Consider the following 24,063-nt stretch of genomic DNA (forward strand, 5'->3'; position numbering starts at 1 on the left):
CTCAGGCGTTGTCGGCGTTTCCGAGCAAGACGTCGTACGGCTTGGCCTCACGCCCGCCGGACAGGTCCAGGTGTACCGTCTTGACTTCTGTGTAGGCATCGAGCGCGTCGGGACCCAGTTCGCGTCCGATCTCGCTCAGCTTGTAGCCGCCGAACGGCAGCCGGCAATTGATCTGGTGCGCGTCGTTGATCCACACGCTGCCGGATCGAATCCGTTCGGCCATCGCCAATCCCCTGGCGTTGTCGGACGTCCAGATACTGGCCGCCAGACCGTAATCGCTGTCGTTGGCGATCGCGATGGCGTGTTCGTCGTCGTCATACGGGATGACCACGAGCACGGGACCAAAGACTTCTTCGCGCGCTATGGCCATGTCGTTGGAAACGCCGGTGAGAATCGTTGGCGCGACCCAGAACCCCTTGTCGAACGATCCGCCCGCGATGGCTTCGCCGCCGAGTGCGACGCTGGCGCCGGCCGCGCGCGCCTCGTCGACGTAAGTCAGGATGCGAATGCGTTGTGCCGCATCGATCACCGGGCCCAGATCGGTATTCCAGTCACGGGTCGGGCCGGCCACGATCGTTTTCGCGCGCGCGACGAGGCGTGCGACGAACTCGTCGTGTAGCGCGGCGGGAACCAGTGCGCGAGTTCCGGATTCGCAGATCTGACCCGAGTAGGCGAAGCAGCCATAGAGCACCCCGTCGACGGCCAGCTCGAGGTCGGCGTCGTCGAGCACGATCGAAGGGCCCTTGCCGCCGAGTTCGAGGGTTACCTGTTTGACCGTGGCCGACGCCAGCCGCATGATTTCGCGTCCGACCGCGGTGGAGCCGGTGAACGCGATCTTGCCCACATCGGGATGCGATGCGAGTCGGGGCCCCGGCGACATGGCCCTCGCCGGGTACGACGTTGAGCACACCCGGTGGCAAGCCGCAGCGTTGCGCGATGCGGGCGAACTCGAGAATGGACAGCGGGGTGTGTTCGTCCGGCTTGACGACGACGCTGTTGCCGGCCGCCAGTGCCGGCCCCACTTTCCAAATTGCGAGCAGCAGAGGGAAATTCCACGGTGTGATCGCGCCGACCACACCGATCGGCTCACGGTGCACGACGCTTTGGCTGAGCACGGGGAACGTCTCGACCGGTGCCGGCCGTTGCCACGCATAGCTTTCGGCGAGGTCGGCGAAATAGCTGAAATGACTCAGCGCGTAGCCGATGTGAAATCCGGTGGCCAGTCGGATGGTGGCGCCGTTGCACGCCATCTCCAATTCGATCAGCTCGTCGCTGGCCTGCAGCGCCGCGGCAGCGATCCGGCGCATCACCTCGGCGCGATCCTGCGGTGTCGCGCGCGACCAGGCGCCCCGCTCGAAGGCGGCCTTGGCGGTCGCGACGGCCGCATCGATGTGCGACGCATCGCCTTCCGCGACGGTCGCGACCAGCCGCTCGTCGCCGGGGTCGACGATCTCCATCCGTCGGTCGGAGTCGATCGACTGGCCGCCGATCAGCATCGGGTGGTGCGGGACGGTGACGGTGGTCATCGGGTCAGGCCACCCCGCGATCTTTGTCGGCGATCTTGGCCCGGTACATTCCGAACAGCGGCTTGGTCAGCGGGATGAGTCGCAGCAGCTTGCCGATTTGGCCCTTTGCTTTGACCTGGCCCTTGGCCAGGCCGACGGTGAGGTTGTAGTCACCGCGCCAGAATCGATCCGCCACGTCGGCCGGCATCGTCATGGTGATGTCGGGTTTGAGATCGGTTGGGCCGGAGATGACTTCGAAATCGTCGCGCAGCGCGATGGTGAGTTCGTAATCCGGATCGGTATAGATGACCCGCAGGACGATGTTGGCGGCCCGGAATTTGGGTCCGGATTGCGGGTGGTCTCCCGCGTCGCGAAAGACGCCGCCGATGTACCTGTCGATCTCGCTGGAATCCGTGAAGAAACTCATGATTGCCAATGCAATCACCGCGGCAACGTCACGGTCAGACCCCAAAGGGGAAGTCTTGGTGCCCCGAAGGGGGGAAAGCGTCGTCGTGGGCCGGTCGCCGCCGACGCGAATCCGCGGCGACAATTTCCGGCCAATATCCATCCGCAGTATGGCATCGATCGTCGCAGATTCGAATAAATGACTGTGTTATCGCGTATATATGTCGAGTGATGTATCTTGATAATCCGACATTTCGCGGCAACTGCTCAAGGAGGAGCCATTCGCATGACTGACACCAAGGAAGCAAGCGAGAAGCTCGTCCGAGACTTTCTGGGGTCCTGGCAGGCGCGCAGCTTGGAAACCATCTGCGGCAGCTTTGCCGACGATGCGGTCTACCACAATGTGCCGGTTGCGCCGATCGAGGGTATTGCCGGCATCCGCGCGGTGTTCCAGGCATTTCTCGACGCGTTCGCCGATGCCAAGCTGGACATCCTCAGCCTCGCCGCCGAGCCCGGTTTGGTGCTCGCCGAACGTATCGATTACTTCACGATGAACGACGGCCGGAAAGTCGTGCTCCCGGTAACCGGCGTGTTCGAGGTCAAGAACGGCAAGATCGCCCGTTTCAGCGACTACTTTGATCTGGCGGACTTCGAAGCGCAGAGCGGAATGAAGCTGTAGCCGATGCGTCTGGCAGGATTGGTAATTCGCGCGCATGAAGGGGGCTCGAGTCGATGGGGACCACCAAGGCCCTAGCTCAACCCGTTAGACGCCGCCCGAAGGACCGAAAGCAGCAGATTCTGGATCAGGCCGTCGGGCTCTTCATCGACCGGGGTTTCCACTCGGTCAAGTTGGAAGACATCGCCGAGGCGGCGGGAGTCACCGCGCGCGCGTTGTACCGCCACTACGACAACAAACAGGCGTTGCTCGCCGAATCGATCCGAACCGGCCAGGATCAGTATCAGATCGCGCGCCGCCTCACCGCCGGCGAGGCGGAGCCGACACCGCGGCCGCTGAGCGTCGAACTACCCGACCACATCGCCGCGGCCGTCGCATCGCGGTCCCTGGCGGTGTTGTGGCAGCGCGAGGCGCGTTACCTCAACGAAGCGGACCGCGCCGAGGTGCGGCGCCGCATCAACACGATCGTCGCCGGGATGCGCGACAACGTCGTCCTGGAAGTGCCGGGCCTGAGCCCGCAGCACGCGGAGCTGCGCGCGTGGGCGGTGGCCAGCACGCTGACCGGCCTGGGGCGGCACAATCTGACGCTTCCTGCCGACCAACTCAAAGAGCGCCTGTACCAAGCGTGCATGGCCGCGGCGAGGACGCCTCCCGTCGCCGAGCTGACGCCCCTGGATGCCGCGCGCGACGACGGCGATGTGCTGTTCTCCCGCTACGAAACTCTGCTGGCCGGGGGGGCGCGGCTGTTCCGCGCGCAGGGCTATCCGGCCGTCAGCACCAGTGAGATCAGCAAGGCGGCCGGCATCGCGGGTCCGGGTCTCTATCGATCCTTCTCGTCCAAGCAGGCCATCCTGGATACGCTCATCCGCCGGCTCGACGAGTGGTGGAGCCTCGAGTGCATCCGCGCGGTGCGAACCAACCCTGAAGCCGCACAACGTCTTCGGGGCCTGGTGCAGGGGCATGTCCGGATTAGCTTGGATGCCCCCGACCTTGTTGCCGTTTCGATCACCGAACTCCCGCATGCGTCGGCCGAGGTGCGGGACGGGTACTTGAGGAATCAGGCCGACCGCGAAACCGTCTGGATCGAGCAGATCACCGAGTTGGTCCCGCAGACCTCCGTCGTCGAGGGGCGACTGCTGGTCGCGGCCGCGATCAGCTTTATCGAAGACGTCGCTCGCACATGGCATCTCACCCGATTCGTCGGAGTGGCCGACGAGCTCACCGCCATTGCGTTGTCGATCCTGACCAGCCGGGCCTGACTGCACTCACCACAGTGCGGCGATGGTGCCACCGTCGGCGATCTGCGTGGTTCCGGTGATCATCGACGCATCATCGGACAACAGGAACGCCACGATGCTGGCCATCTCCTCCGGTGCGGCCATCCGGCCTTGCAGACGCGCGATCATCTGGCCGGCGCCGCCTTCTCCGAGCGTTTGGTCGAATGTCGTCATCGCGATCTGCTGCATCGGGGTGTCGACGAACGCCGGCAACAGCGCGTTGGCGCGGATGTTGGACGAACGCAGTTCCGCGGCGGTGATGCGACTGAGGTGACTGACGCCGGCCTTGGACATGCCGTATGCCCCGCTGCCGCCCACACCGATGTGGCCGGCGAGTGACGACACGCTGACGATCGCACCACCGCCTCGCTCGACCATCCTCGGCGCCGCGTGCTTGGTACACAACCATGCACCCCGGAGATTGATCGCGATGACACGATCGAAGTCCTCGACGGTGGTGTTGAGCAGCGAGGCCATATGAACGACGCCGGCGTTGGCGACGAGTTTGTCCACGCCGCCGAACGTCGCGACGCAGGCTTCGACCATGCCGATGACCTGTGTCTCGTCACTGACGTCAACCTGGTAACCGATTGCGCCACAGCCGATCTCGGCGGCGGCCGCATCGGCCGCGGCGCCGTTGATGTCCGCGCACAGCACGCCACAACCCTCGGCGGCGAGTCGCTGCGCCACCGCGAGGCCTATCCCGGCGCCGGCACCGGTGACGATCGCGGCCTTACCGGCTAGGTCTGGATGGTTCAACCCGCGGCCGCCAGGGCCTGAGTTGCTATGCCGTGCTCACGAATTGCCCCGAACATCACAAGGCCAAATCCTGGCATGTCATCGGAGAGTTTGAGGGCATACAGCCCGAGGTCGCGCAGAATCCACGCCACGGTCTCCGGCATCGGGTCACCAACCGCCTCACGCCGGGTGAACAGGCCGCAGGCTCGCGGCGGTCCGACCGGACGCAGATAGATCACCACGCCGCTGCCCTGGGCCGACATTCGGGCCAGAGCGGTGTTGAGTTCGCCGCCGCATCGGCACGCTGTCGAGCCGAACACGTCTCCGGTCAGGCACTCGACGTGGACGTGCAGCGGCACCGGCACTCCGGCATCCGCCGAGCCCACGATCATCGCCAGGTGCTCGCCACCATCGGTCCCGCGGAAGCCGATGACGCGCGAATCGCCTGCCCAGGTGGGCAGTACTGTCTCGGTCAGCCGGACCGCCTGAGGTTCGGTCCGGCGCCGGTACGCCACCAGCTCATCGATCGAGACGATGGGCAGCCCGTATTCGACGGCGAACTCGGTCAGTTCGACGCCGCGCGCCATCAGCGTGGGATGACGCCGCGAGACGATCTCGCACAGCGCGGCCGCGCGAGGCCGTCCGGCGAGGCTGGCGAGATCCACGGCCGCCTCCGCAGCGCCCTGCCGGCCCAGCACCCCCTCGTCGCCGGCCCGCAACGGGACCACGTGTCCCGGGCGATGGAAATCCGCAGCCGCAGCGCCGCCGGACGCCAGCGCGGCGATCGTGCGGGCGCGATCCGCCGCCGAGATTCCGGTGCCCGTCCCGCGAACGTCGACGGACACGCAGAGCGCGGTGTTCCGGTGGCACATCGGCGGGAGATTCAATCGCTCGCATTCGGATTCGGACAGCGCGGCGCACACGTATCCGGAGGTGTGGCGAACCATGAACGCCAGCAGGCGCGGAGTTGCGGTGTCGGCGGCGAAGACAAGATAGCCGTCGCCGTCCGAATCGCCTCTGACGACCACGGATTGGCCCGCCGCCATCGCCGTGATCGCGCGCAGGACCCGCACGTCGGTGGTTTTCATGTGCGCTCCCCCGCCGTTCTCACGAAGCCAGTCCGGCCAGGAAATCGAGCAACAACCGGTTGGTCTCCTCCGGCTCTTCCTGCTGAATCCAGTGTTCGACATCGGCAATCATGTGGTTCCCGCGGCAATCCGTCATCACCTCGCCGGCGCGCTCGACGGCCTCGGCGCCCCAGGTGGTACCGACGTCGTACTGGCCGCCGATGAACAACGCCGGCGGCGTGAGCGGCTTACCTTCCTGATCGGCCAGGTCGTGCCAGTCGTTGTCGATGTTGTGATAGAAGCTCAGCGGCCCGCCGAAGCCGGAACGCTCGAACTCGCCCGCGTAGAAGTCGACGTCGGCATCGGTGAACCAGACCGGCATCGTCTCCGGATAGATGAAGGCGTCCTTGAGCTTTGCGCCCTCGGCCATGCAGAGCGGGCCGGCGCGGATCACGTCGATCGGGTCCATCGACGCCAGGTCCACGCCCGCGTCGACAGCCGCCTTGGTGGCGGCCATCATCCCCTCGCCGGAGACCGTGTAGGTCAACCCCAGCAGCCAGCCGCGCACGTCCTCCTCGATTTCGGCGATGATCCCATCCTGCGCGGAGAAGTAGTCCTGATACCAGATCCGGCCTTCGCCCGCGAGCTCGATGTGATAGTCGTTGGGGCGGTGCTCGCCGAAGGGGCTGCCCGGCAGCCCGATCACGCCGCGACCCGCGAACGGAACGCTGATCCCGACCACCCCGGCGCACCTGTCCGGGTGCAGCCACGCAAAGGTCCACGCGACGGGTGCACCCCAGTCATGACCGATGACGATCGCCTTATCCGCACCGTAGGCGTCGAGGACACCGAGTACGTCGCCGACCAATTCCTTGATGCGGTACGCCGATTGGACCCGGTATTTCGACGACTGTCCGTAGCCGCGCTGGTCGATCGCCACCACGCGATAGCCCGCGGCGGCGATTACCGGGATCTGATGACGCCACGAGTACCAGGACTCCGGAAACCCGTGCAGCAGCACGACCAGCGGGCCTTCCGGGCTGGAGGGGCCGTCTTCGACGGCATGAATGCGCGTGCCCCGACAGTCCAAAAACCGGTGAACCTGCGACATCGTCTTCGCCTTTCTGGTCGAGTGCTAGAGAGTTCGGCCCGGCACCGAACCGCCAACGGCCACCAGCCGTTCCGCGGTATCGGCGACCGGTACCGTCCGATTTTCAAAGTTGCGGGCGATCAGCGTCTTCTGTCCCGACAGCCTGGTCCGCGCCCATTTGCCGATTACGCGGCCGGCAACCCCGGGCGTCATCAGCGCCAGGGGCGGCTTGACGAGATGGACGACCGCCAAGAACTCGCGATAGGTGTCGAGATCGTCGTGCACCAATTCCATCAGGCGATCCATGTACCAGGTGAGGATGCGGAAGTAGAAGGGACGCTTCTTGTGGACGTCTTTCATCCAGTCGAAGCGCAGATTCTGTTCGCGGATGACAAACGACGCCGTGCCGGCCATCTTTGCGATCGATTTGTAGTAGCGGCGCGGCAGGTCGTGGTGGCTCGGACCATATTTGCCCAGTAGCACCTGCATCTCCCGAACTTCCTTGAGCGCCAGGCTCATACCCAAGCCGGACACCGGGTCGGCACTGGTGTACGCGTCGCCCACGGCTAGCAGCGCGCGCGGCAGGTGGCGTTTGCGCTCGTAGTGCAACCAGAGCATGTTCGGATAGCGGAAGTTGTAAATCGGCGAGGCTGGTTCCAGCCCGTCGATGTTCTCTCCCACCACCGGCGAGGGCATCAGGCTGGCGAATTCACGGAATTCCCGGGCGGTGCGTGGCGGTGAGTAACAGTTGTACGCCACCAGGGAGGTCGACAGGATGGTGCGCGAGCTGTCGGTGTAGTACTGCGCGGCGTAGGTGTCCTCGAAGGGGCGGTACGCGTAGCAGATCACCATGACCTTGTCCTGCCACTGCCGGTCCGGTGGAACCCGGTGCTGCATCGTCGAGTAGAAGCAGTTGATGATGTCCTGCTCGACCTCGGGGGCTCCGATGCCGATGCGATCCAAGAAATCCGGCACGCGGGTGTTCTTGCCCGATGCGTCGACCACGAACTCGGCCGGTACCACCTCGAAATCGCCGTCCTTGCCGACGGACACCCCGACGATGGCGTTGTTCGCGCGGTCGTAGACGAGGTCGTCGACCTCCGACTCGTAGCGGAAGTCGATCCGGGGCTCGTCGTCGAGGCGGCGCCGTACACACCACTCGAGCAACGGCCTTCCGGCACAGATGATTTCGATATCGCTGGTGCCGGGCTTCTTCCAGCTTCCACCCAACCGGATTCGGTACTGCGCGGCCATGTCGACTTTGAACGCGCCCTCGCGGACCATGTCGTCGACGATGCCGGGGAAGAAACGTTCCAACTCGATCTGGCCGGCGGTCAGCAGGTGGTGCAGGTGCCAGCCCTGCGCGGCTCCGGGCCTGCCCTCGCGGCGACGATGCGGATCGTCCTTTTCGAGGACGATGACCCGGTCGAAAGTCTCGGTGAGCACCTTCGCCGCCGCGATGCCCGCAATGCTGCCGCCGATCACCACGGCGGTCCTGCGACCGCGCCTGCGCAACTCGGCGATGTCGATGCTCGCGGGATCGAGGTGAACCGGATTGCGCCGCCGCGCTGCCCCGCTCGGGACGAACTTCTCGTAGTAGAGTCCGACCCGATGAAACCCGTTGTTGTCCAACCATGTTCGGGTTGCTTCGACCATCGGGGCCGGACCGCACAGATACACGTCGGCGTCGCCGCCGGACAGCATTCCCTCGCTCAGGAGATCCGTGACCAGGCCGGTCGGTCCACGCCATTCGGCGTTCGGGTGTGCGACGATAACGTGCACCTCCACCGCCGTCACCCGGTCGGCCAGCGCCTTGAGTTCGTCGAGCTTGCACAGGTCTTCGCTGGAGGTCACGCCGTAGAGCAGGTAGACGCGGTGGGCGGTATCGGCGCTCAGGCTCTCGGCCATCGCCAGGATCGCCGATAAACCCGTGCCGCCCGCGACCAGGATCACCGGCCGGACCACCGGGCGCAGACCAAAGTTGCCCTTGCTGCATCGCAGGGCGATGTGGTCACCGGGCCTGGCGCGTTCGCGCAGGTAGTTCGACATCACCCCGTCCGGTAGCAGCCGGACGATGAACTCCAGGTCACCACTGCCGTCGGCGGGATGCGCGTAGGAGTAGTTGCGCCAGGTATTAGTGCCGGGCACCTGCAGCTGGGCGAACTGCCCCGCCTGGTAGTGCAGCGCACCGGTCTTCGACGAGACCTTCACCCGTAGCACCGCGGTAGTGGCCGACAACAAATCGACCCCGGTCACCACGCCGTCACAGGCAACCAGCAGTGCCGCGTTGTCGTCGGCCGGGTACTGCAGTTCGATCCGGCAATCGGAGGTGGCAAACGTCTGACAGGTGAGTATCTTTCGCGCGTCCCGCTCCACGTCGGACAGGCCTTCGGTGCGGCCCATCTCGTACTGTCCGGCGGTGCAGGTGGCCACACACGTGCCACAGATTCCGCTTTGGCATTCGCTGACGATGGCCACGCCGTGTTCCTCGGCGGCATCCAGCACGGTCTGGTCCGGCCGCACCGGCATCGTCTTGTGCGTTCCGTCCGAATACCCTACGGTGACTTCGCGATCCGCCATTGGCTCGCCCTTTCCCCGACCCGCTAGACGATCGCAGCTACGGGTTTCTTGGCAATACGCGCGCTGAGTCGGGGCATCACTTCTTCGGCCAGCAGCCGCAGTGATTCCTTCCACGGCCCTGGGTTCTCGCTGTAGTCGAACCCGAGCACCAGCAGGTGACCGAACCCGCCCACCTGGTCATAGGTGGCTTCGAGTTTGTCGACCACGGTCTCCACCGAGCCGACGACGAAGGTGTTTTCGGCCAGGTATTCCGGTGTCACGTCGTCGTCGGGCACCGAGGGGTTGTGCTTGTAGAACTTCGTCATGCCGAACATGCGGAACGTCGGCAGCACGTACTCACGCATGTTGCGACCCATCGTGCCGTCGACCGCGTAGCGGAAGGCCTGCTCGTCGGTCTCGGCGACGAGAACCTCACGCACCAACCGCCAATCGCGGCGATCGGGAGTCCGGCCACTGCGCTCCGCGCCTTCGAGCACCGCATCCCAGTGTGTCGCGACGTATTCGGTGTTGAGGTCGAGGCTCATCGGTAGGTAGCCGCGCTCCCCCGCCAGCTTGAGCGTTTCAGAGCCCGCACTGAATCCGGTCACGCCAATCGGCGGATGCGGCTTCTGGAACGGCTTGATGTGACGCTTCATCAGCCCCTCGAACATCGGCGCGATCCCGTTGGCGTTCCAGTACTTTCCGCGGTGTTCCCAGGGCTCGTCTTCGGTCCAGATGCGCAACATGATTTCGAGAGCTTCCCGAGTCATCTCGCGATGCTCGCCGTTTTTTTCCGTCCACGTCGTACAGTGCCCAGTCGCCCGGGATTCCACTGGCTCCCACGCCCAGCATGAATCGGCCTTGGGCGAGGTGGTCGAAATAGGCGACCCGATGGGCTAATTCGACCGGGTGGTGGTACGGCAGCAGATGTGCGCCGGGCGCCAGCTTGATGTTCTTGGTCCGCAGCAGTGCCTGCGCCAACAGCAGGTCGGGGGCGCAGATCGGCTCCCAGGGCACGGTGAAATGTTCCCCGACCCACGCCTCGACATACCCGAGCTGGTCGGCCAGTTCGATCATGTCGAGGTCCCACTGAGTGGCGTCGTAGAGGCTGCGCTCCGGTGGATGAGCCGGCATCAGGAACATTCCGATCTCCATGGGGCAACCCTTCCGTTTACTCGTTAGCCGCGTGCCTGCTGCTGTAGGTATACCACAGTAGTAGCAAGATACTTCGCAACACACAAGAGCCAATTTGCATGGGACGTTACCCGCGATATGACCCTGATCGCGCGTATTGGCTATGGACATCATGGCGGAGTGCCGCGTAACCTCGCACAGGTCACCCGTTCGAGCGCGCGGCGAGCGGTAAAAGGAGGCGCCATGAACGTCAACGGACTCCGTCCGGCCGATCGCCGGGAGAGTTCCGGGCCGCAATTCGACTTCATCGGATACGAGACACTCGACGAGGGTCGGATCGCGGCGATCACCCTGGATCGCCCGAAGCAACGCAATGCGCAGACGCGCGGAATGCTGGTCGAGCTGGACGCCGCCTTCGGCCTGGCCGAGGCCGATGACACGGTGCGGGTCGTGATCCTGCGCGCGGCGGGTCCCGCCTTCTCGGCGGGTCACGACCTCGGGTCCGCGGACGATGTGCGGGAACGGACACTCGGCCCGGACCAACACCCCACGTATCAGTGCAACGGAGGCACGTTCGGCGGGGTGGAGTCACGCAATCGTCAGGAGTGGCACTACTACTTCGAAAACACGAAGCGGTGGCGCAACCTGCGCAAGATCACCATCGCTTCGGTGCACGGCACGGTCCTGTCGGCCGGCCTGATGCTGGCCTGGTGCTGTGACCTGATCCTGGCGAGCGAGGACACCGTGTTCGCCGACGTGGTGGGCACGCGGCTGGGCATGTGCGGGGTGGAGTACTTCGGCCATCCGTGGGAGTTCGGCCCGCGCAAGGCGAAGGAACTGCTGCTCACCGGCGACTGCATCGGCGCGGACGAAGCGCACGCACTGGGGATGGTCAGCAAGGTGTTTCCGGCTGAGGAATTACGCTCTAGCACAATTGAATTCGCTCGACGAATCGCCAAGGTGCCCACGATGGCGGCGCTGCTCATCAAGGAGTCGGTGAACCAAACCGTCGACGCGATGGGCTTTACCACCGCGCTGGACGGTTGCTTCAAGATCCACCAGCTCAATCACGCGCACTGGGGTGAAGTCACCGGTGGCAAGTTGTCGTATGGGACGGTCGAGTACGGACTCGACGACTGGCGCGCCGCCCCCGAAATCCTGCCCGCGACCAAGCACCGACCCTGAGTCCGGACGCCATTCGTGGACATCACCTACCCGCCCGAAGCGGAAGCCTTCCGCTACCGGATCCGCGCGTTCCTCGCCGAACACCTCCCACCCGGCTGGACGGGGCCCGGAGCGCTGCCGCCGGTCGAGCGAGAGGCATTCGGCTCGCGGTGGCGGCGGGCCCTTTCGGCCAGCGGGCTGGTCGCCGTGTCGTGGCCGACGGAATACGGCGGGGGCGGTCTCTCCCCGGTCGAACAGCTGGTGCTGGCCGAGGAATTCGCCCGGGCCAATGCGCCCGAGCGGGCCGAAAACGACCTGCTGGGGATCGATCTGTTCGGCAACACGCTGATCGCCCTGGGCTCGGAGGCACAGAAGAAGCATTTTCTGCCGCGGATCCTCACCGGCGAAGATCGCTGGTGCCAGGGATTCTCCGAGCCCGAGGCCGGCTCCGACCTGGCATCGGTGCGGACCAGGGCCGTGCTCGACGGCGACGAGTGGGTGATCAACGGGCAGAAGATCTGGACGTCGGCCGGTCTGGGCGCCAACTGGATCTTCGTTCTGGTGCGCACTAATCCCGATGCACCCAAGCACCAAGGTCTGTCCATGTTGCTGGTGCCGATGGAACAACCCGGCGTCGAGGTTCGCCCGATCGTCAACGCGGCCGGGCACTCGTCGTTCTGCGAGGTCTTCTTCACCGATGCCCGCACCGGATCCGCCCACGTCGTGGGCGGGGTGGGAAACGGATGGCCGACCGCGATGACCGCACTCGGGTTCGAGCGTGCGTCGCAGCTCACCACCGCTGCCATCGAGTTCGGTCGCGACTTCGAGCGGCTGTGCGAACTCGCGCGCGAACGCGGAAAAAACACCGACCCGCACATCCGAGACGAGTTGGCGTGGTGCTTTTCCCGGATCCAGATCATGAGGTATCGAGGCTACCGTGGCCTCACCCTGTCGCTGGACGGACGGCAGCCGGGCGCCGAGGCCGCAATCACCAAAGTCATTTGGAGCGAATACTTTCGGCGCCATACCGATCTCGCCGCCGAAATCCTGGAACTGGAGGCACTTGGCCCGTCGGGGCCCGGCAACGGCGGGGCGCGCCTGATCCCGGAAGCGGGCACGCCGAACTCGCCCGCCTGCTGGATGGATGAGCTGCTCTACTCCCGGGCGGCCACGATCTACGCCGGGAGTTCGCAAATTCAGCGCACCGTGATCGGCGAACAACTACTCGGGCTCCCCAGGGAACCACGCCGGGAAGCCAGGCAAGGCTGATATCTCCAATGGACTTCCGCTACCGCATCGAACAAGACGACTTCCGCACGTCGTTGCGTGGCTTCCTGCGCGAGCATCCGTGCGCGCCGCGCACCACCGACGCGGCCCACGACAGCCGGCTCTGGAAGCGGATCTGTGCCGAGCTGGAGCTGCCGGCGCTACACACGCCACCGGAATACGGTGGCGTCGGCGCGACCCTGGCCGAGACCGCGCTCGATTTCGGCGAGCTGGGTCGCACGCTGGCCCCGGTTCCGTTCGCCGCGACGACGTTCGCTATCGAGGCGATTCTGCGGTGCGGCGATGACGAGCAGCGCGAAACCCTGCTGCCCGGCCTGCTTTCCGGTGAGCGGATCGGCGCGCTCGCGGCCAGCGGGCACCGGGTGACCGATGCGTGCGCCGCAACGGTGGGCGCGAAACGGCACGGCGGCCGGGTGGTGCTGACCGGCGAGTGCACCGCGGTGTTGCACGGCGGTAGCGCGGATCTCTTCGTGGTGCCGGCCTTGGTCGACGACGCGAGGGTGCGCCTGCATGTCGTCGCCACCGACGCGCCCGGAGTTACGGTCGTCGGGCTGCCCTCCTTCGACATCACCCGCCCGGTCGCCACGCTGCGGCTGGCGCAGGCCCCGGCCGACGCCTTGACGGCCGGCTCGCCCGACGACATCGACCGGGTGATGGACGTGGCGCGGGTGCTACTGGCCGCCGAGATGCTCGGCGGCGCCGAGGCGTGTCTCGAGCTTTCCGTCGAATATGCCCGCAGCCGAGAGCAATTCGATCGCGCAATAGGATCGTTTCAAGCGATCAAACATGCCTGCGCGGAGATGCTGATCGAGATCGACGCGACCCGCGCGGCGGTGATGTTCGCCGCGATGACCGCGGCCGGCGGCGACGAGTTGCGCATCGCGGCTCCGTTGGTCAAGGCGCAGGCCGCGGACACCTACGTGTTGTGCGCCGGCACCGCTATTCAGGTCCACGGCGGCATCGCCTTCACCTGGGAACACGACCTGCACCTGTACTTTCGCCGGGCCAAGAGTAGCAAGGCGTTGTTCGGTAGCAGTGCGCGACACCGCGCGCTGCTCGCCGACCGCGCGGGCCTGTAGGAATCCGTGGCTGACACCGGCATCACGCTCAGCGACGTCCTGGCGCGCCATGCGCGGGTGCGGCCCGACCAACTCGCGCTGGTCGATTCACGCCGGCGGTGCACCTTCGCGCAACTCGACGAACAAGTGGCGCGGCTGGCGCATGTGCTGTCCGCGAACGGAGTTCGGCCGGGCGACCGCGTCGCCGTGGCCGGCCTGAATTGCCTTGAGCTGATTGAAGTCTGGCTGGCCACCCTGCGGCTGGGGGCGGTGGCGGTGCCGGTCAACTTTCGGCTGGTCTCCGACGAGATCGCGCATGTGCTCACCGACAGTGGCGCCGTCCTGGTCGTCACCGACGGCCTGGCCGAACTCGTCGCCGCGGCAGACGCTCTCGCGCCCGACGTCACGGTCGCCGACGAGGCGCCGGCGTTCATCATGTACACCTCGGGCACCACCGGTTTTCCGAAGGGTGCGGTGATCACCCACCGCAACCTGTACCTGCACGCGGTGAGCGTGATCGCCACGCTGGGCCTCGACGGGGACGACAACTGCTGGATGGCGCATGCGCCGCTGTTTCACGTCGCGGGCGTCTCGGGGATGTTCCCGACGTTCCTGACCGGCGGCACGGTCGTCGTTTCGCCATCGGGCGGCTTCGACCCCGAGGCCACCATGCGGATGATCGCCGCCGAGGGCGTCACGTCGTGCTGGATGACGCCGGCGCAGTGGCAGCTGGTCTGCGCCCTGCCAGACCTGCGGTCGCGCGAGCTCGGCCGGCTGCGTCGGGTGTGGTGGGGCGCCGCGCCGGCGTCAACCACGTTGCTACGCACCATGTTCGACACCTTCCCGCACGCGGAGATCATCGCCGCCTTCGGGCAGACCGAGTGCAGCCCCATCACGTGCCTGCTGCGCGGTGAGGACGCGATCCGCAAAATCGGATCGGTCGGCACCCCGATGCTGGGCGTCGAGGTGCGCATCGTCGACGAGGAGATGAACGACGTCGCGCGCGGCGAGGTCGGCGAGATCGTCTATCTCGGACCGCTGGTGATGAAGGAATACTGGAACCGGCCCGCCGAGACCGCCGAGGCGTTCCGGGGCGGCTGGTTTCATTCCGGCGATCTGGTCCGCCAGGACGGCGACGGCTACATTTATGTCGTCGACCGCAGGAAAGACATGATCATCTCGGGTGGCGAGAACATCTACAGCGCCGAGGTGGAGAACGTCGTGGCAGCGCACGACAAGGTCGCCGAGGTCGCGGTCATCGGAGTTTCCGACCCGAAATGGGGCGAGATCCCGATAGCGGTCATCGTCGCGCGCGATCCCGCCAATCCGCCGACCGAGGACGACATCGAGACGCACTGCCGCGCGCACCTCGCTGCGTACAAGCGTCCCCGCCGGGTCGTGATCGTGGAAGCCTTGCCGCGCAATGCCAATGGCAAGGTGCTCAAGAACGAGCTGCGGCACCGCTACGGCGCCCCGGATTCCTACGCTGCCGGTCCGGTCGACACTCCCCTATTGGACGAGACGATCGGGGCGAACTTCGAGTGCACCGCGCTGGCGCACCCGCATGCCGAGGCGCTGGTCGACGTGGCCGGCGGCCGGCGGTGGACCTACGCCGAACTCAACGCCGACATCGATTGTGTGGCCCGCGCATTGATGGCCGCCGGGATCCAGCCCGGTGACCGGGTCGGGATCTGGTCGCCCAATTGCCCGGAATGGACCATCCTCCAATACGCCACGGCCAAGATCGGCGCGATTCTCGTCTCGGTCAATCCCGCGTATCGCACCCACGAGTTGTCGCATGTGCTGCGCGATTCGCAGACCCGGCTGTTGGTGTCGGCGACGACGTTCAAGACCTCCGACTATCGCGCCATGATCGCGCAGATCCGTGCCGAGTTGCCCGGGTTGATGGACGTCGTGTTTCTGGGCACCGACGACTGGCAGCGGTTGCGGCAGCGCGCCGATGCGGTGACCGGCGACGAACTACGCCGCCGGCTGGCCGGACTGAACCCGTCGGACCCTGTCAACATCCAATACACTTCGGGCACAACGGGTTCCCCGAAAGGCGCGGTGCTCTCGCACCGCAACATCCTCAACAACGGGTACTTCGTCACCGAATGCATCGGGCTGCGACCTGGCGACCGACTGTGCATCCCGGTGCCCTTTTATCACTGCTTCGGCATGGTGATGGGCAACCTGGGCTGCACGACGCACGCGGCCACGATGGTGATCCCGGCGCCGGGTTTCGATCCGGCCGCGACGCTGCACGCGATCGAATCCGAACGCTGCACCGGCCTCTACGGTGTGCCCACCATGTTCATCGCGATGCTCGGGCACCCGGACTTAGCGCGGCGCGACGTCTCGTCGCTGCGTACCGGGATCATGGCCGGCGCGTCGTGCCCGGTGGAGGTGATGCGGCGCTGCGTCGCCGAACTGAACCTCTCGGAGCTGTCCATGGCCTATGGCATGACGGAGACGTCGCCGGTGTCCTGCCAGACCCGCATCGACGACGACCTCGCACACCGGACCGCCACCGTCGGCCGGGCGCATCCGCACGTCGAGATCAAGGTCGTCGACCCCGGCACCGGCGAGATCGTCAAGCGGGGTCGGCCCGGCGAGCTGTGCACGCGCGGCTACTCGGTGATGCTGGGCTACTGGCACGACGACGACAGGACCCGCGAGGTGATCGATCACGACGGCTGGATGCATACCGGCGATCTCGCGGTGATGCACGACGCCGGCTACTGCGCGATCGTCGGCCGCATCAAGGACGTCGTCATCCGCGGCGGCGAGAACGTCTATCCGCGCGAGATCGAGGACTTTCTGCACACCCACCCCGACATCGACGACGTGCAGGTCGTCGGTGTACCCGACGCCAAGTACGGCGAGGAGGTGTGCGCCTGGATCAAGATGCGGCCGGGCGTCAGCCCGTTAGACGCCGACGCTGTCCGGGCGTTCTGCGCCGGACAGCTCGCGCACTACAAGATCCCCCGCTACGTCCACATCGTCGACGAGTTCCCGATGACCGTCACCGGAAAGGTGCGCAAGGTCGACATGCGGGCCGAAATGGTCCGGCTGCTCGGGTTATGACAGCGCCGCGAGCGCCGCGTCGTAGTCGGGCTCCTCGGCGATCTCGGGCACCAGCTGCGCGTACGCGACGTTGCCGTCGGCGCCGATCACCACGACGGCCCGGCCCAGCAGCCCGGCCATCGGACCGTCGGCGATCGTGATGCCGTAGTCCTCGCCGAAGCTGTCGCGGAATGCCGACGCCGTGGTGACGTTCTCGATGCCCTCCGCGCCGCAGAACCGCTTCTGCGCGAACGGCAGGTCCTTGGACACGCACACCACCGAGGCGCCGCTGGCGGCGGCACGCTCGTTGAACTTCCGCACGCTGGTCGCGCACACCGGGGTGTCGACGGACGGAAAGATGTTCAGCAGCACGGACTTACCGCTGAACTGGTCGCTGGTGACCGCGCCGAGGTCGACGCCGGTCAGGCTGAAGGCCGGGGCTTTGGATCCGACGGCGGGAAGCTCGCCGACAGTGTTGATCGCCTTTCCACGCAGGGTTATCTGTGCCATGGGCACAGTCTGCCAAGGCCGATCCGGTGGCTTGGGGTCAGGGCCGGATGTCCTGATTCGTGGGGTACCAGGCCTAGACGACACGCCCGCTTCGGCCAACACTGAATCCATGGTTCGCAACGTCGTTATCGTCGGCTTTCCGGGTGTGCAGGCACTCGACGTCGTCGGGCCCCACGACGTGTTCACCGGCGCATCGCTGCTGACCGACGGCGGCTACGACGTCGTCCTGGCCTCGGTTGACGGCCGGCCCATCACCACCGGAACCGGCCTCGCCTTCGTCGGGGCGCCGCTGCCCGACCCCGACGGCCCGATCGACACCGTCGTGCTGCCCGGCGGCGGCGGCGTCGACGCCGCTCGGCAAGACGCGGACCTGGTGGCCTGGATCAAGGGCGCGGCGGGCAGCGCGCGCCGCGTCGTCACCGTCTGCACCGGCGCCTTCCTCGCCGCCGAGGCGGGGTTGCTGGACGGCTGCCGCGCGACCACGCACTGGGCCTTCGCCGACCGGCTGGCCCGTACGTTCCCCGCCGTGGAGGTCGATCCGGATCCGATCTTCATTCGGAGCTCCGAGCGGGTGTGGACGGCCGCGGGTGTCGCGGCGGGCATCGACCTGGCGCTGTCACTGGTCGAGGCCGACCATGGAACCGAGACCGCGCAGACCGTCGCCCGCTGGATGGTGCTGTATCTGCGCCGCCCCGGCGGGCAGACCCAATTCGCGGCGCCGGTGTGGGTTCCGCGCGCCAAGCGCGCCGGCATTCGCGAGGTGCAGGAGGCCATCGAGGCACAACCCGGTGCCGTACACAGCATCGGCGAGCTGGCCCGGCGGGCGACGATGAGCCCGCGGCATTTCACCCGGGTGTTCACCGACGAGGTCGGCGAGGCGCCGGGCCACTACGTCGAACGCGTCCGCACCGAAGCCGCGCGCCGGCAGTTGGAAGAGACCGACGACACCGTTGTCGCGATCGCGGCCCGGTGCGGCTTCGGCACCGCGGAAACCATGCGGCGCAACTTCATTCGTCGTATCGGCGTTTCGCCGGACCAGTACCGCAAGACGTTCGCCTAGCTGAAGGAGCGCACCGATGACCCAAATCGCATTCGTGGCCTACCCCGGATTCACCGCGCTGGACATGATCGGCCCGTACGAGGTGCTGCGCAATCTGCCGGGCGCCGAGGTGCGCTTCGTTTGGCACGAAACCGGCCCGATCACCGCGGACTCCGGGGTGCTGGTCATTGGCGCCACGCATTCGCTGGCCGAAACCCCAACGCCTGACCTGATTCTCGTGCCCGGCGGCCCGTCGACTCCGGTTCATGCACGCGACGAGGTGTTGTTGGACTGGCTGCGCCGCGCGCACCAGAGCGCCCGCTGGACGGCGTCGGTGTGTTCGGGGTCGGTGATCCTGGCCGCGGCCGGCCTACTCGAGGGCCGGCGGGCGACGTCGCATTGGCTGGCTATCCAGTTGCTGAAGAGCTTCGGCGCCATCGGAGTCAGCGACGAGCGGGTGGTGCGCCAGGACAACGTCATCACCAGCGCGGGAGTGTCCGCGGGACTCGACCTTGCGTTCTGGCTGGCCGGTGAGATCGGCGGCGAGGGCCGCGCCAAGGCGATTCAGCTCGCGATCGAATACGACCCCCAGCCGCCGTTCGACTCCGGTCACCTGTCCAAGGCGTCGGCAACGACGAAAGCCGCTGCCGCCGCGCTGCTTTCGAGAGATAGCGCCAAGCCGGCCAACCTCATGGCAACGACGATGATCGCCTGGGACCAGGCGTTGTCGGCGGTCCGGTCCCGCCGGCGCAAGCGCCAGCCGGACCTCTCCGCCGTTTCTGCGAAGGCCTAGCTGGGATTGGGTTGCAGGAACTCGGTCGACGCGAACTTCCCGCCTGCCTGCATCCAGGCCGCGACGGCGCCCGGCGCATCCCGGTTCGGGTTGTAGATGTCTTCCTCGCTGGAGAACAGGCCGTTGCCGGCGTAGACCAGGCGGGTCCAGTTCGGGAACCAGAACGGCGCCCCGTTCGGGTCGGTCGGGTGGTCGAGCAGATTCTTGATCATGATGACGACGGCGTCGTTGTCCTCGTCGTAGGCAATCCAGTCGCTGGGAAAGCGCATGTGCGGGAACGGCGCCATCACGGCAACGATCCAGTCCCGTACCGCCTCGCGGCCGTGAAAAACGCCGTAGTGGTGTTCGATGTAGACAACGTCCTCGGTGAATAAATCCGCGAAAGGCGCCCAGTCGCCGGAAGCGCTGCATCCTTCCGCCACGGTCGTATAGTGCTCGACGGCCTGCTCGATTTCGGCCCTGCTGAAGTTGCCCATAGCGGACGCACTAGAACCTGTTCTGGTTTTTGGTGGCCCGTCGCGATAGGGATATCCAATGAGCGTGTTCGACTTGTTTGATCTGCGCGGCAGGACGGCTTTGGTGACCGGGGCGTCGACCGGTATCGGCAAAAAGGTCGCGGAGGCATACCTGCAAGCGGGTGCCCAAGTGGCCATCGCGGCACGGCATACCGAGGTCCTGGAGAAGGTCGGCGCGGAGCTGGCCGCGGCCGGTGGCAGGGTCCTGCCGATCGGGTGCGACGTCACCCAACCCGATCAGGTGAACCGAATGGTGAACCAGGTGACCGCGGAGCTGGGTGGCATCGACATCGCCGTCTGCAACGCCGGGATCATCAACCTGAAAGGCCTACTGGACATGTCGCCGGAGGAATTCCAGGCCATTCAGGACACGAATGTGAACGGGGTATTCCTCACCGCGCAGGCGGCCGCCCGGGCGATGGTCGGCCAGGGCCGCGGCGGCGCGATCATCAACACCGCCTCGATGTCCGGCCACATCATCAACGTCCCGCAGCAGGCGGGCCACTACTGCACCTCCAAGGCCGCCGTCATCCAGCTGACCAAGGCGATGGCCGTCGAGCTGGCACCGCACAACATCCGGGTCAACAGCGTCAGCCCGGGCTACATTCTCACCGAGCTCGTCGAACCGATGGCCGAGTACCACCGGTTGTGGGAGCCGAAGATTCCGCTCGGCCGCATCGGCCGGCCGGAGGAACTCACCGGCCTCTACCTCTACCTGGCCAGCGACGCATCGAGCTACATGACCGGCTCGGACGTCATCATCGACGGCGGCTACACCATCCCGTGAGATCTCGTCACCGAACCAGGCAGGGGCGGCCGAAGCGGGTCCGCACCCCGGGTGAATACAGGCCGCGCAACCGATCGCCGGCGGGCCGCACCGCACTGGCGTCGATCAGCTCGTCGCGCAGCTCGACGATTTGCGCCGCGCGCAACGGCCACGGTCCGTGCTCGTTGGGCACCCACCACGTCCGGCCGCCGCGGCGCGTGTGGGCGCCCCAGCGAGCGGTGAGCCAGACCTCCAGCGGCGTCGGCTCCACCGGGTCCCCGATCGCGACGGTCAGCCGGCTGCACAGGCCACGGCGCGGCCACCGGCGCACGCTGGCATACGTGATGTGGTCGCCGTCGCGCGTCAGCCGCATCTTCGCCCAGGTGTAGGGGACGCCGAGGCCGATCCGGGTGACGGGTACGACGGCCAGCCGAGCGGTTTCCAGCGACCGGAACAGGACACCGTGGCGGCCGGCGTCGTCGATCGAATACAGCCGGACATTGGTCTCGGCGAACCTGCCGAAGTACGGAAGCGGCATTGCGGTACCGACTTTGGTGCTCGTCATCATGAACGGGACCAGCGCCACGTAGGTCAGCCCGTCGGCGAAGACGTCGGGACGCGTCCCCGGCGGGTACAGGTGTGCGACGCTGCCGGGCTGCACCGGCCAGTGCACGAACGTCAGGTCGCTCCACTGCTGGTCGAAGGTGACCGGGCCGGGCAGCGGCGGCGGCGTGACGGGATAGCCGGCGAGCGCCCCATCGGGTTGGCCGGGTGCGGTCATCTGGTCATCGTGACATGCCGGCGCCGTCTATCCCTCGATCTCACCGGAGATCCCACGCTCGATGCTGGCCTGCGTGGTGGCCGGCAACACGATCAGGCCGTCGAGTTCTTTGCGCGCCGACTCGTACGCGTGCTGGCGCTCCTGCGGCGCGGCAGCGGAGTCCGACGCCATCCGCAGCAAGTGATGGGCGCGGGCGATCCTTTGTTGTTCGTCGCGGGAGAAGTCGTTGCGGCGTCGGCGTATTGCCTCCGCCTCGGCGACGTTGAACGCGGTCACGTAATCCTCGACGGCGGCCTGATAGCGCGCGGCGGCCTCGCGATCGTCGAGCAGATCCTCGGCCTGGACGGGCCGCAACAGGTCGGCGCGCAACTTGGCCTTGTGAAAGGCGACGGTCAGCGGATCGCGCAGATTCGTCATCAGCGGGAAGTCGAGCAGCTTGGCGAAGTCGAGCTCGTAGGACAGCCAGCGGGTGTCGGTGCGGTGGTGTTCGTCGAGGATCCGGCGCAGCGATCGCCACTGCGCGGCCGAGGTGTTCGCGGCGGGTTCGGGCGGGACGGGCGCGGGCTCCGCCGGTTCCTGGGCCCGGCGCTTATTCGCGCCGAAGGCGCGCATGGCACCGATGGCCAGGCCCACGAACGGCAGCAGCAGGATGAGCAACTCCGCCAGCCGGATGACTAGACCCATCTGGCCAGGATGCCACCGTGGACGGGGTTTTAATGCGAGCCCAGCACGCCACCGAGGTATTGGGCGCGGCAGGCCAGGCGGGCCAGCTTCCCACTGGTGGTGCGCGGAATCGCGCCGGCCGGCAGCAAGCGCACATCCGAAACGGTCAGGCCGTGGCGGTGCGATACCGCGGCCTTGATCGCCTCGATCGCCGGCCGCGGATCGTCGCGACTGGTGCCCGCAGCGCGCTCGGCAATGATCACCAGGCCGCCGCCGGACTCGGGGTCGGCCGGCACCGAGAACGCCGTCACGTACCCGCGTCGCACCATCGGCGACGCCTCGGCAGCGGTGGCCTCGATGTCCTGCGGAAAGTGGTTGCGGCCGTCGACGACGACCAGATCCGCGATGCGGCCGGCGATGTAGAGCTCGTCGTCCACATACACGGCCAAGTCGCCGGTCCGCAGCCACGAGCCGTCTACCGGTGAGCCTTCGGCGCGGCCGCCCTGGGGCAGCCGCGATTGCAGCCGCGCGTGGAAAGCGCGCTCGGTTTCCTCGGGACGCCTCCAATAGCCGCGCCCGACGTTGTCGCCCTGCAACCAGACCTCGCCGACCGTGCCGTCGGGCAGCTCCGCCGCGGAGTCGGGGTCGACGATCACGGCCCGCAGGCTGCGGGCGGGCCGGCCGCACGACACGTGCGCGATGGCATTGGGCGCGTCCGCGCCGACGCGCACCGCGCGACCCGCGCCGAGCTGTTCGTGATCGAGGTAGACGACATTCGCCTCGGCGCTCGGTTCGATCGTGGAGATCAGCAGCGTCGCCTCGGCGATGCCGTACGAGGGCTTGAATGCCGTGCGCGGCAAACCGTACGGCGCGAACGCCTTGTTGAACGTCGCGATCGCGTCGATGCTGACCGGTTCGGAACCGATGATCAGCACGACATTGCCGAGGTCGATGTCGTCGCCGGCCGCCGGTAGGCCGCGCTGCGCCGCCCACTCGTAGGCGAAGTTGGGCGCCGCAGTGACGACGTTGCCTTCCCTCGACCCCGCGGCGAGCGCCTGAATCCAGCGCAGCGGCCGGCGCACAAACGCGGTCGGCGACATCAGGGTGGAATGACCGCCGTACACCGCGGGAAAGCCGATCATCGACAGCCCCATGTCGTGGTAGAGCGGCAACCAGCTCACGCCGTGGGTGTTCCGGTTCAACAGGTCGATCGACAGGATCATCTGCGTGAGATTGGTGCCCACCGCGCGGTGCGTGATCTCCACGCCGACCGGCGGCCGGGTCGACCCGGACGTGTACTGCAAGTGAGAAACCCGGTCGATGTCCACCGCCACGGGGACGAACGACTCCCCCGCCGAGTCGGGGATTTCATCGATGACGACGATGTGCGGCTTGCGCGGCCGCGCGCAGTGGTTCAGAAAGTCGTCGACGGCGCCCTTGGCCGCCGCGGTGGTCAGCACCGCGGTCGGCTCGGAATCGCCAAGCGCCGTCTCCAACCGCTCGGCATGGCCGGGCAGCTCGGGCGCGAACAACGGCACCGCGATGGTGCCCGCCTTGATCGCGGCATAGAAGCCGGCGACGTAGTCGATGCCTTGCGGCGCGAGAATCGCCACCCGGTCACCGTCGGCCGCGAACTGCTGAACGTGCGCCGCGATGGCTTCCAACCGGACGCCCAATTGGGCCCAGGTCACCTCGAGGGCGTGCCCCTCGGTGCGCGAGTAGTCCAGATAGCGGTACGCGATGGAAGCGCCGACATTTCTGATGTTGCGCTCGATCAGAGAAATCAGGGTGGTACCGGGCGGCAGCGAGATGTTGCCGTGGGCGTCGAGGCAATCCTCTATTCGTAGCAGGCCTTTTGGAGCCACGGAGTCCTGTCGGGAACCGTCATCCATATCCGCAGTCTAGGTGCGTCGCGCTGCTGCCCTCCGGATCCGGCCGTCGGCTAGAGTCCCAGTCGCACCGCCGTGGGA

Annotated in this window: 19 protein-coding genes and 3 pseudogenes; 10 read left to right on the forward strand and 12 right to left on the reverse strand. The window is 66.6% G+C overall.

Translation table 11 applies throughout. From position 1 onward, the window contains the following. Position 1: 1 nt before the first annotated feature. Positions 2-1,526, reverse strand: a pseudogene (locus G6N54_RS02945) (aldehyde dehydrogenase family protein). A 4-nt stretch (positions 1,527-1,530) separates the two neighbouring features. Further along, the gene (locus tag G6N54_RS02950) at positions 1,531-1,932 is read right to left on the reverse strand and encodes an SCP2 sterol-binding domain-containing protein (RefSeq protein WP_170313026.1); all 402 of its coding nucleotides are present in this window, start codon (positions 1,930-1,932) and stop codon (positions 1,531-1,533) included. Between the two features lie 264 nt (positions 1,933-2,196). Here G6N54_RS02950 and G6N54_RS02955 point away from each other — a divergent pair, with 264 nt between their 5' ends. Further along, positions 2,197-2,589 (forward strand): limonene-1,2-epoxide hydrolase family protein, encoded by a 393-nt coding sequence (locus G6N54_RS02955; RefSeq protein WP_163788503.1) that lies wholly within the window; start codon positions 2,197-2,199, stop codon positions 2,587-2,589. A gap of 53 nt (positions 2,590-2,642) precedes the next feature. After that, positions 2,643-3,845, forward strand: coding sequence for a TetR/AcrR family transcriptional regulator (locus tag G6N54_RS02960; RefSeq protein ID WP_163788504.1), 1,203 nt, complete (start codon positions 2,643-2,645; stop codon positions 3,843-3,845). 6 nt (positions 3,846-3,851) lie between these two features. On the opposite strand, the gene G6N54_RS02965 is transcribed toward G6N54_RS02960, so the two are convergent. The 5 genes and pseudogenes from G6N54_RS02965 to G6N54_RS02985 form a co-directional block, all read right to left on the reverse strand. Next, a complete protein-coding gene (locus G6N54_RS02965) occupies positions 3,852-4,622 on the reverse strand; it encodes an SDR family oxidoreductase (RefSeq protein WP_163788505.1) in 771 nt (256 codons plus the stop codon). Further along, entirely contained in the window at positions 4,619-5,689 is a 1,071-nt protein-coding gene (locus tag G6N54_RS02970) for a 3,4-dihydroxy-2-butanone-4-phosphate synthase (protein WP_163788506.1), read from the reverse strand. Before G6N54_RS02970 ends, G6N54_RS02965 begins: the two co-directional genes overlap by 4 nt. Before the next feature lie 19 nt (positions 5,690-5,708). Beyond that, positions 5,709-6,779: an alpha/beta fold hydrolase gene (locus G6N54_RS02975; RefSeq protein WP_163788507.1), complete on the reverse strand. Its 1,071-nt coding sequence runs from the start codon at positions 6,777-6,779 to the stop codon at positions 5,709-5,711. A 24-nt stretch (positions 6,780-6,803) separates the two neighbouring features. After that, on the reverse strand, positions 6,804-9,338 hold the full coding sequence (locus G6N54_RS02980; protein WP_163788508.1) for an FAD-binding oxidoreductase: 2,535 nt from the start codon (positions 9,336-9,338) through the stop codon (positions 6,804-6,806). Positions 9,339-9,361: 23 nt separating this feature from the next. Then, a pseudogene (locus tag G6N54_RS02985) lies at positions 9,362-10,472 on the reverse strand (LLM class flavin-dependent oxidoreductase). A 222-nt stretch (positions 10,473-10,694) separates the two neighbouring features. Between G6N54_RS02985 and G6N54_RS02990 the strand changes: the two are divergent. The 5 genes and pseudogenes from G6N54_RS02990 (at position 10,695) to G6N54_RS30155 (ending at position 17,047) form a co-directional block, all read left to right on the forward strand. Further along, entirely contained in the window at positions 10,695-11,636 is a 942-nt protein-coding gene (locus tag G6N54_RS02990; RefSeq protein ID WP_163788509.1) for an enoyl-CoA hydratase, read from the forward strand. Between the two features lie 15 nt (positions 11,637-11,651). Next, the gene (locus tag G6N54_RS02995) at positions 11,652-12,884 is read left to right on the forward strand and encodes an acyl-CoA dehydrogenase (protein WP_163788510.1); all 1,233 of its coding nucleotides are present in this window, start codon (positions 11,652-11,654) and stop codon (positions 12,882-12,884) included. Positions 12,885-12,892: 8 nt separating this feature from the next. Next, positions 12,893-13,981 carry an acyl-CoA dehydrogenase family protein gene (locus G6N54_RS03000; RefSeq protein WP_163788511.1) on the forward strand — a complete coding sequence of 363 codons (1,089 nt, stop codon included), beginning with the start codon at positions 12,893-12,895 and terminating at the stop codon, positions 13,979-13,981. Positions 13,982-13,987: 6 nt separating this feature from the next. After that, positions 13,988-15,385: pseudogene (locus G6N54_RS30150) on the forward strand (acyl-CoA synthetase); the annotation flags it as partial. A 27-nt stretch (positions 15,386-15,412) separates the two neighbouring features. After that, on the forward strand, positions 15,413-17,047 hold the full coding sequence (locus G6N54_RS30155; RefSeq protein WP_232073718.1) for an AMP-binding protein: 1,635 nt from the start codon (positions 15,413-15,415) through the stop codon (positions 17,045-17,047). Here G6N54_RS30155 and tpx read toward each other — a convergent pair. Then, positions 17,042-17,536 carry a thiol peroxidase gene (gene tpx / locus G6N54_RS03010; RefSeq protein WP_163788513.1) on the reverse strand — a complete coding sequence of 165 codons (495 nt, stop codon included), beginning with the start codon at positions 17,534-17,536 and terminating at the stop codon, positions 17,042-17,044. The genes G6N54_RS30155 and tpx overlap by 6 nt on opposite strands. Before the next feature lie 109 nt (positions 17,537-17,645). Here tpx and G6N54_RS03015 point away from each other — a divergent pair, with 109 nt between their 5' ends. Further along, on the forward strand, positions 17,646-18,596 hold the full coding sequence (locus G6N54_RS03015) for a GlxA family transcriptional regulator (protein ID WP_163788514.1): 951 nt from the start codon (positions 17,646-17,648) through the stop codon (positions 18,594-18,596). 16 nt (positions 18,597-18,612) lie between these two features. Beyond that, positions 18,613-19,368, forward strand: coding sequence for a DJ-1/PfpI family protein (locus G6N54_RS03020; protein ID WP_163788515.1), 756 nt, complete (start codon positions 18,613-18,615; stop codon positions 19,366-19,368). Here the strand turns inward: G6N54_RS03020 and G6N54_RS03025 are convergent. Beyond that, the gene (locus tag G6N54_RS03025) at positions 19,365-19,844 is read right to left on the reverse strand and encodes a nuclear transport factor 2 family protein (protein ID WP_163788516.1); all 480 of its coding nucleotides are present in this window, start codon (positions 19,842-19,844) and stop codon (positions 19,365-19,367) included. The genes G6N54_RS03020 and G6N54_RS03025 overlap by 4 nt on opposite strands. Before the next feature lie 58 nt (positions 19,845-19,902). On the opposite strand from G6N54_RS03025, the gene G6N54_RS03030 reads away from it, so the two are divergent. Beyond that, positions 19,903-20,670 (forward strand): SDR family oxidoreductase, encoded by a 768-nt coding sequence (locus G6N54_RS03030; RefSeq protein ID WP_163788517.1) that lies wholly within the window; start codon positions 19,903-19,905, stop codon positions 20,668-20,670. 7 nt (positions 20,671-20,677) lie between these two features. Here G6N54_RS03030 and G6N54_RS03035 read toward each other — a convergent pair whose 3' ends face one another. The 3 genes from G6N54_RS03035 to G6N54_RS03045 are packed head-to-tail and all read right to left on the reverse strand — an operon-like array spanning position 20,678 to position 23,985. Further along, a complete protein-coding gene (locus tag G6N54_RS03035) occupies positions 20,678-21,430 on the reverse strand; it encodes a YqjF family protein (RefSeq protein ID WP_163788518.1) in 753 nt (250 codons plus the stop codon). Positions 21,431-21,457: 27 nt separating this feature from the next. Beyond that, positions 21,458-22,114, reverse strand: a complete 657-nt coding sequence (locus G6N54_RS03040; RefSeq protein WP_163788519.1) for a hypothetical protein — start codon at positions 22,112-22,114, stop codon at positions 21,458-21,460. A gap of 29 nt (positions 22,115-22,143) precedes the next feature. After that, on the reverse strand, positions 22,144-23,985 hold the full coding sequence (locus G6N54_RS03045; protein WP_163788520.1) for a fatty acyl-AMP ligase: 1,842 nt from the start codon (positions 23,983-23,985) through the stop codon (positions 22,144-22,146). Positions 23,986-24,063: the final 78 nt, after the last annotated feature.

The sequence above is a fragment of the Mycobacterium stomatepiae genome, assembly GCF_010731715.1.
Lineage (GTDB): Bacteria > Actinomycetota > Actinomycetes > Mycobacteriales > Mycobacteriaceae > Mycobacterium > Mycobacterium stomatepiae.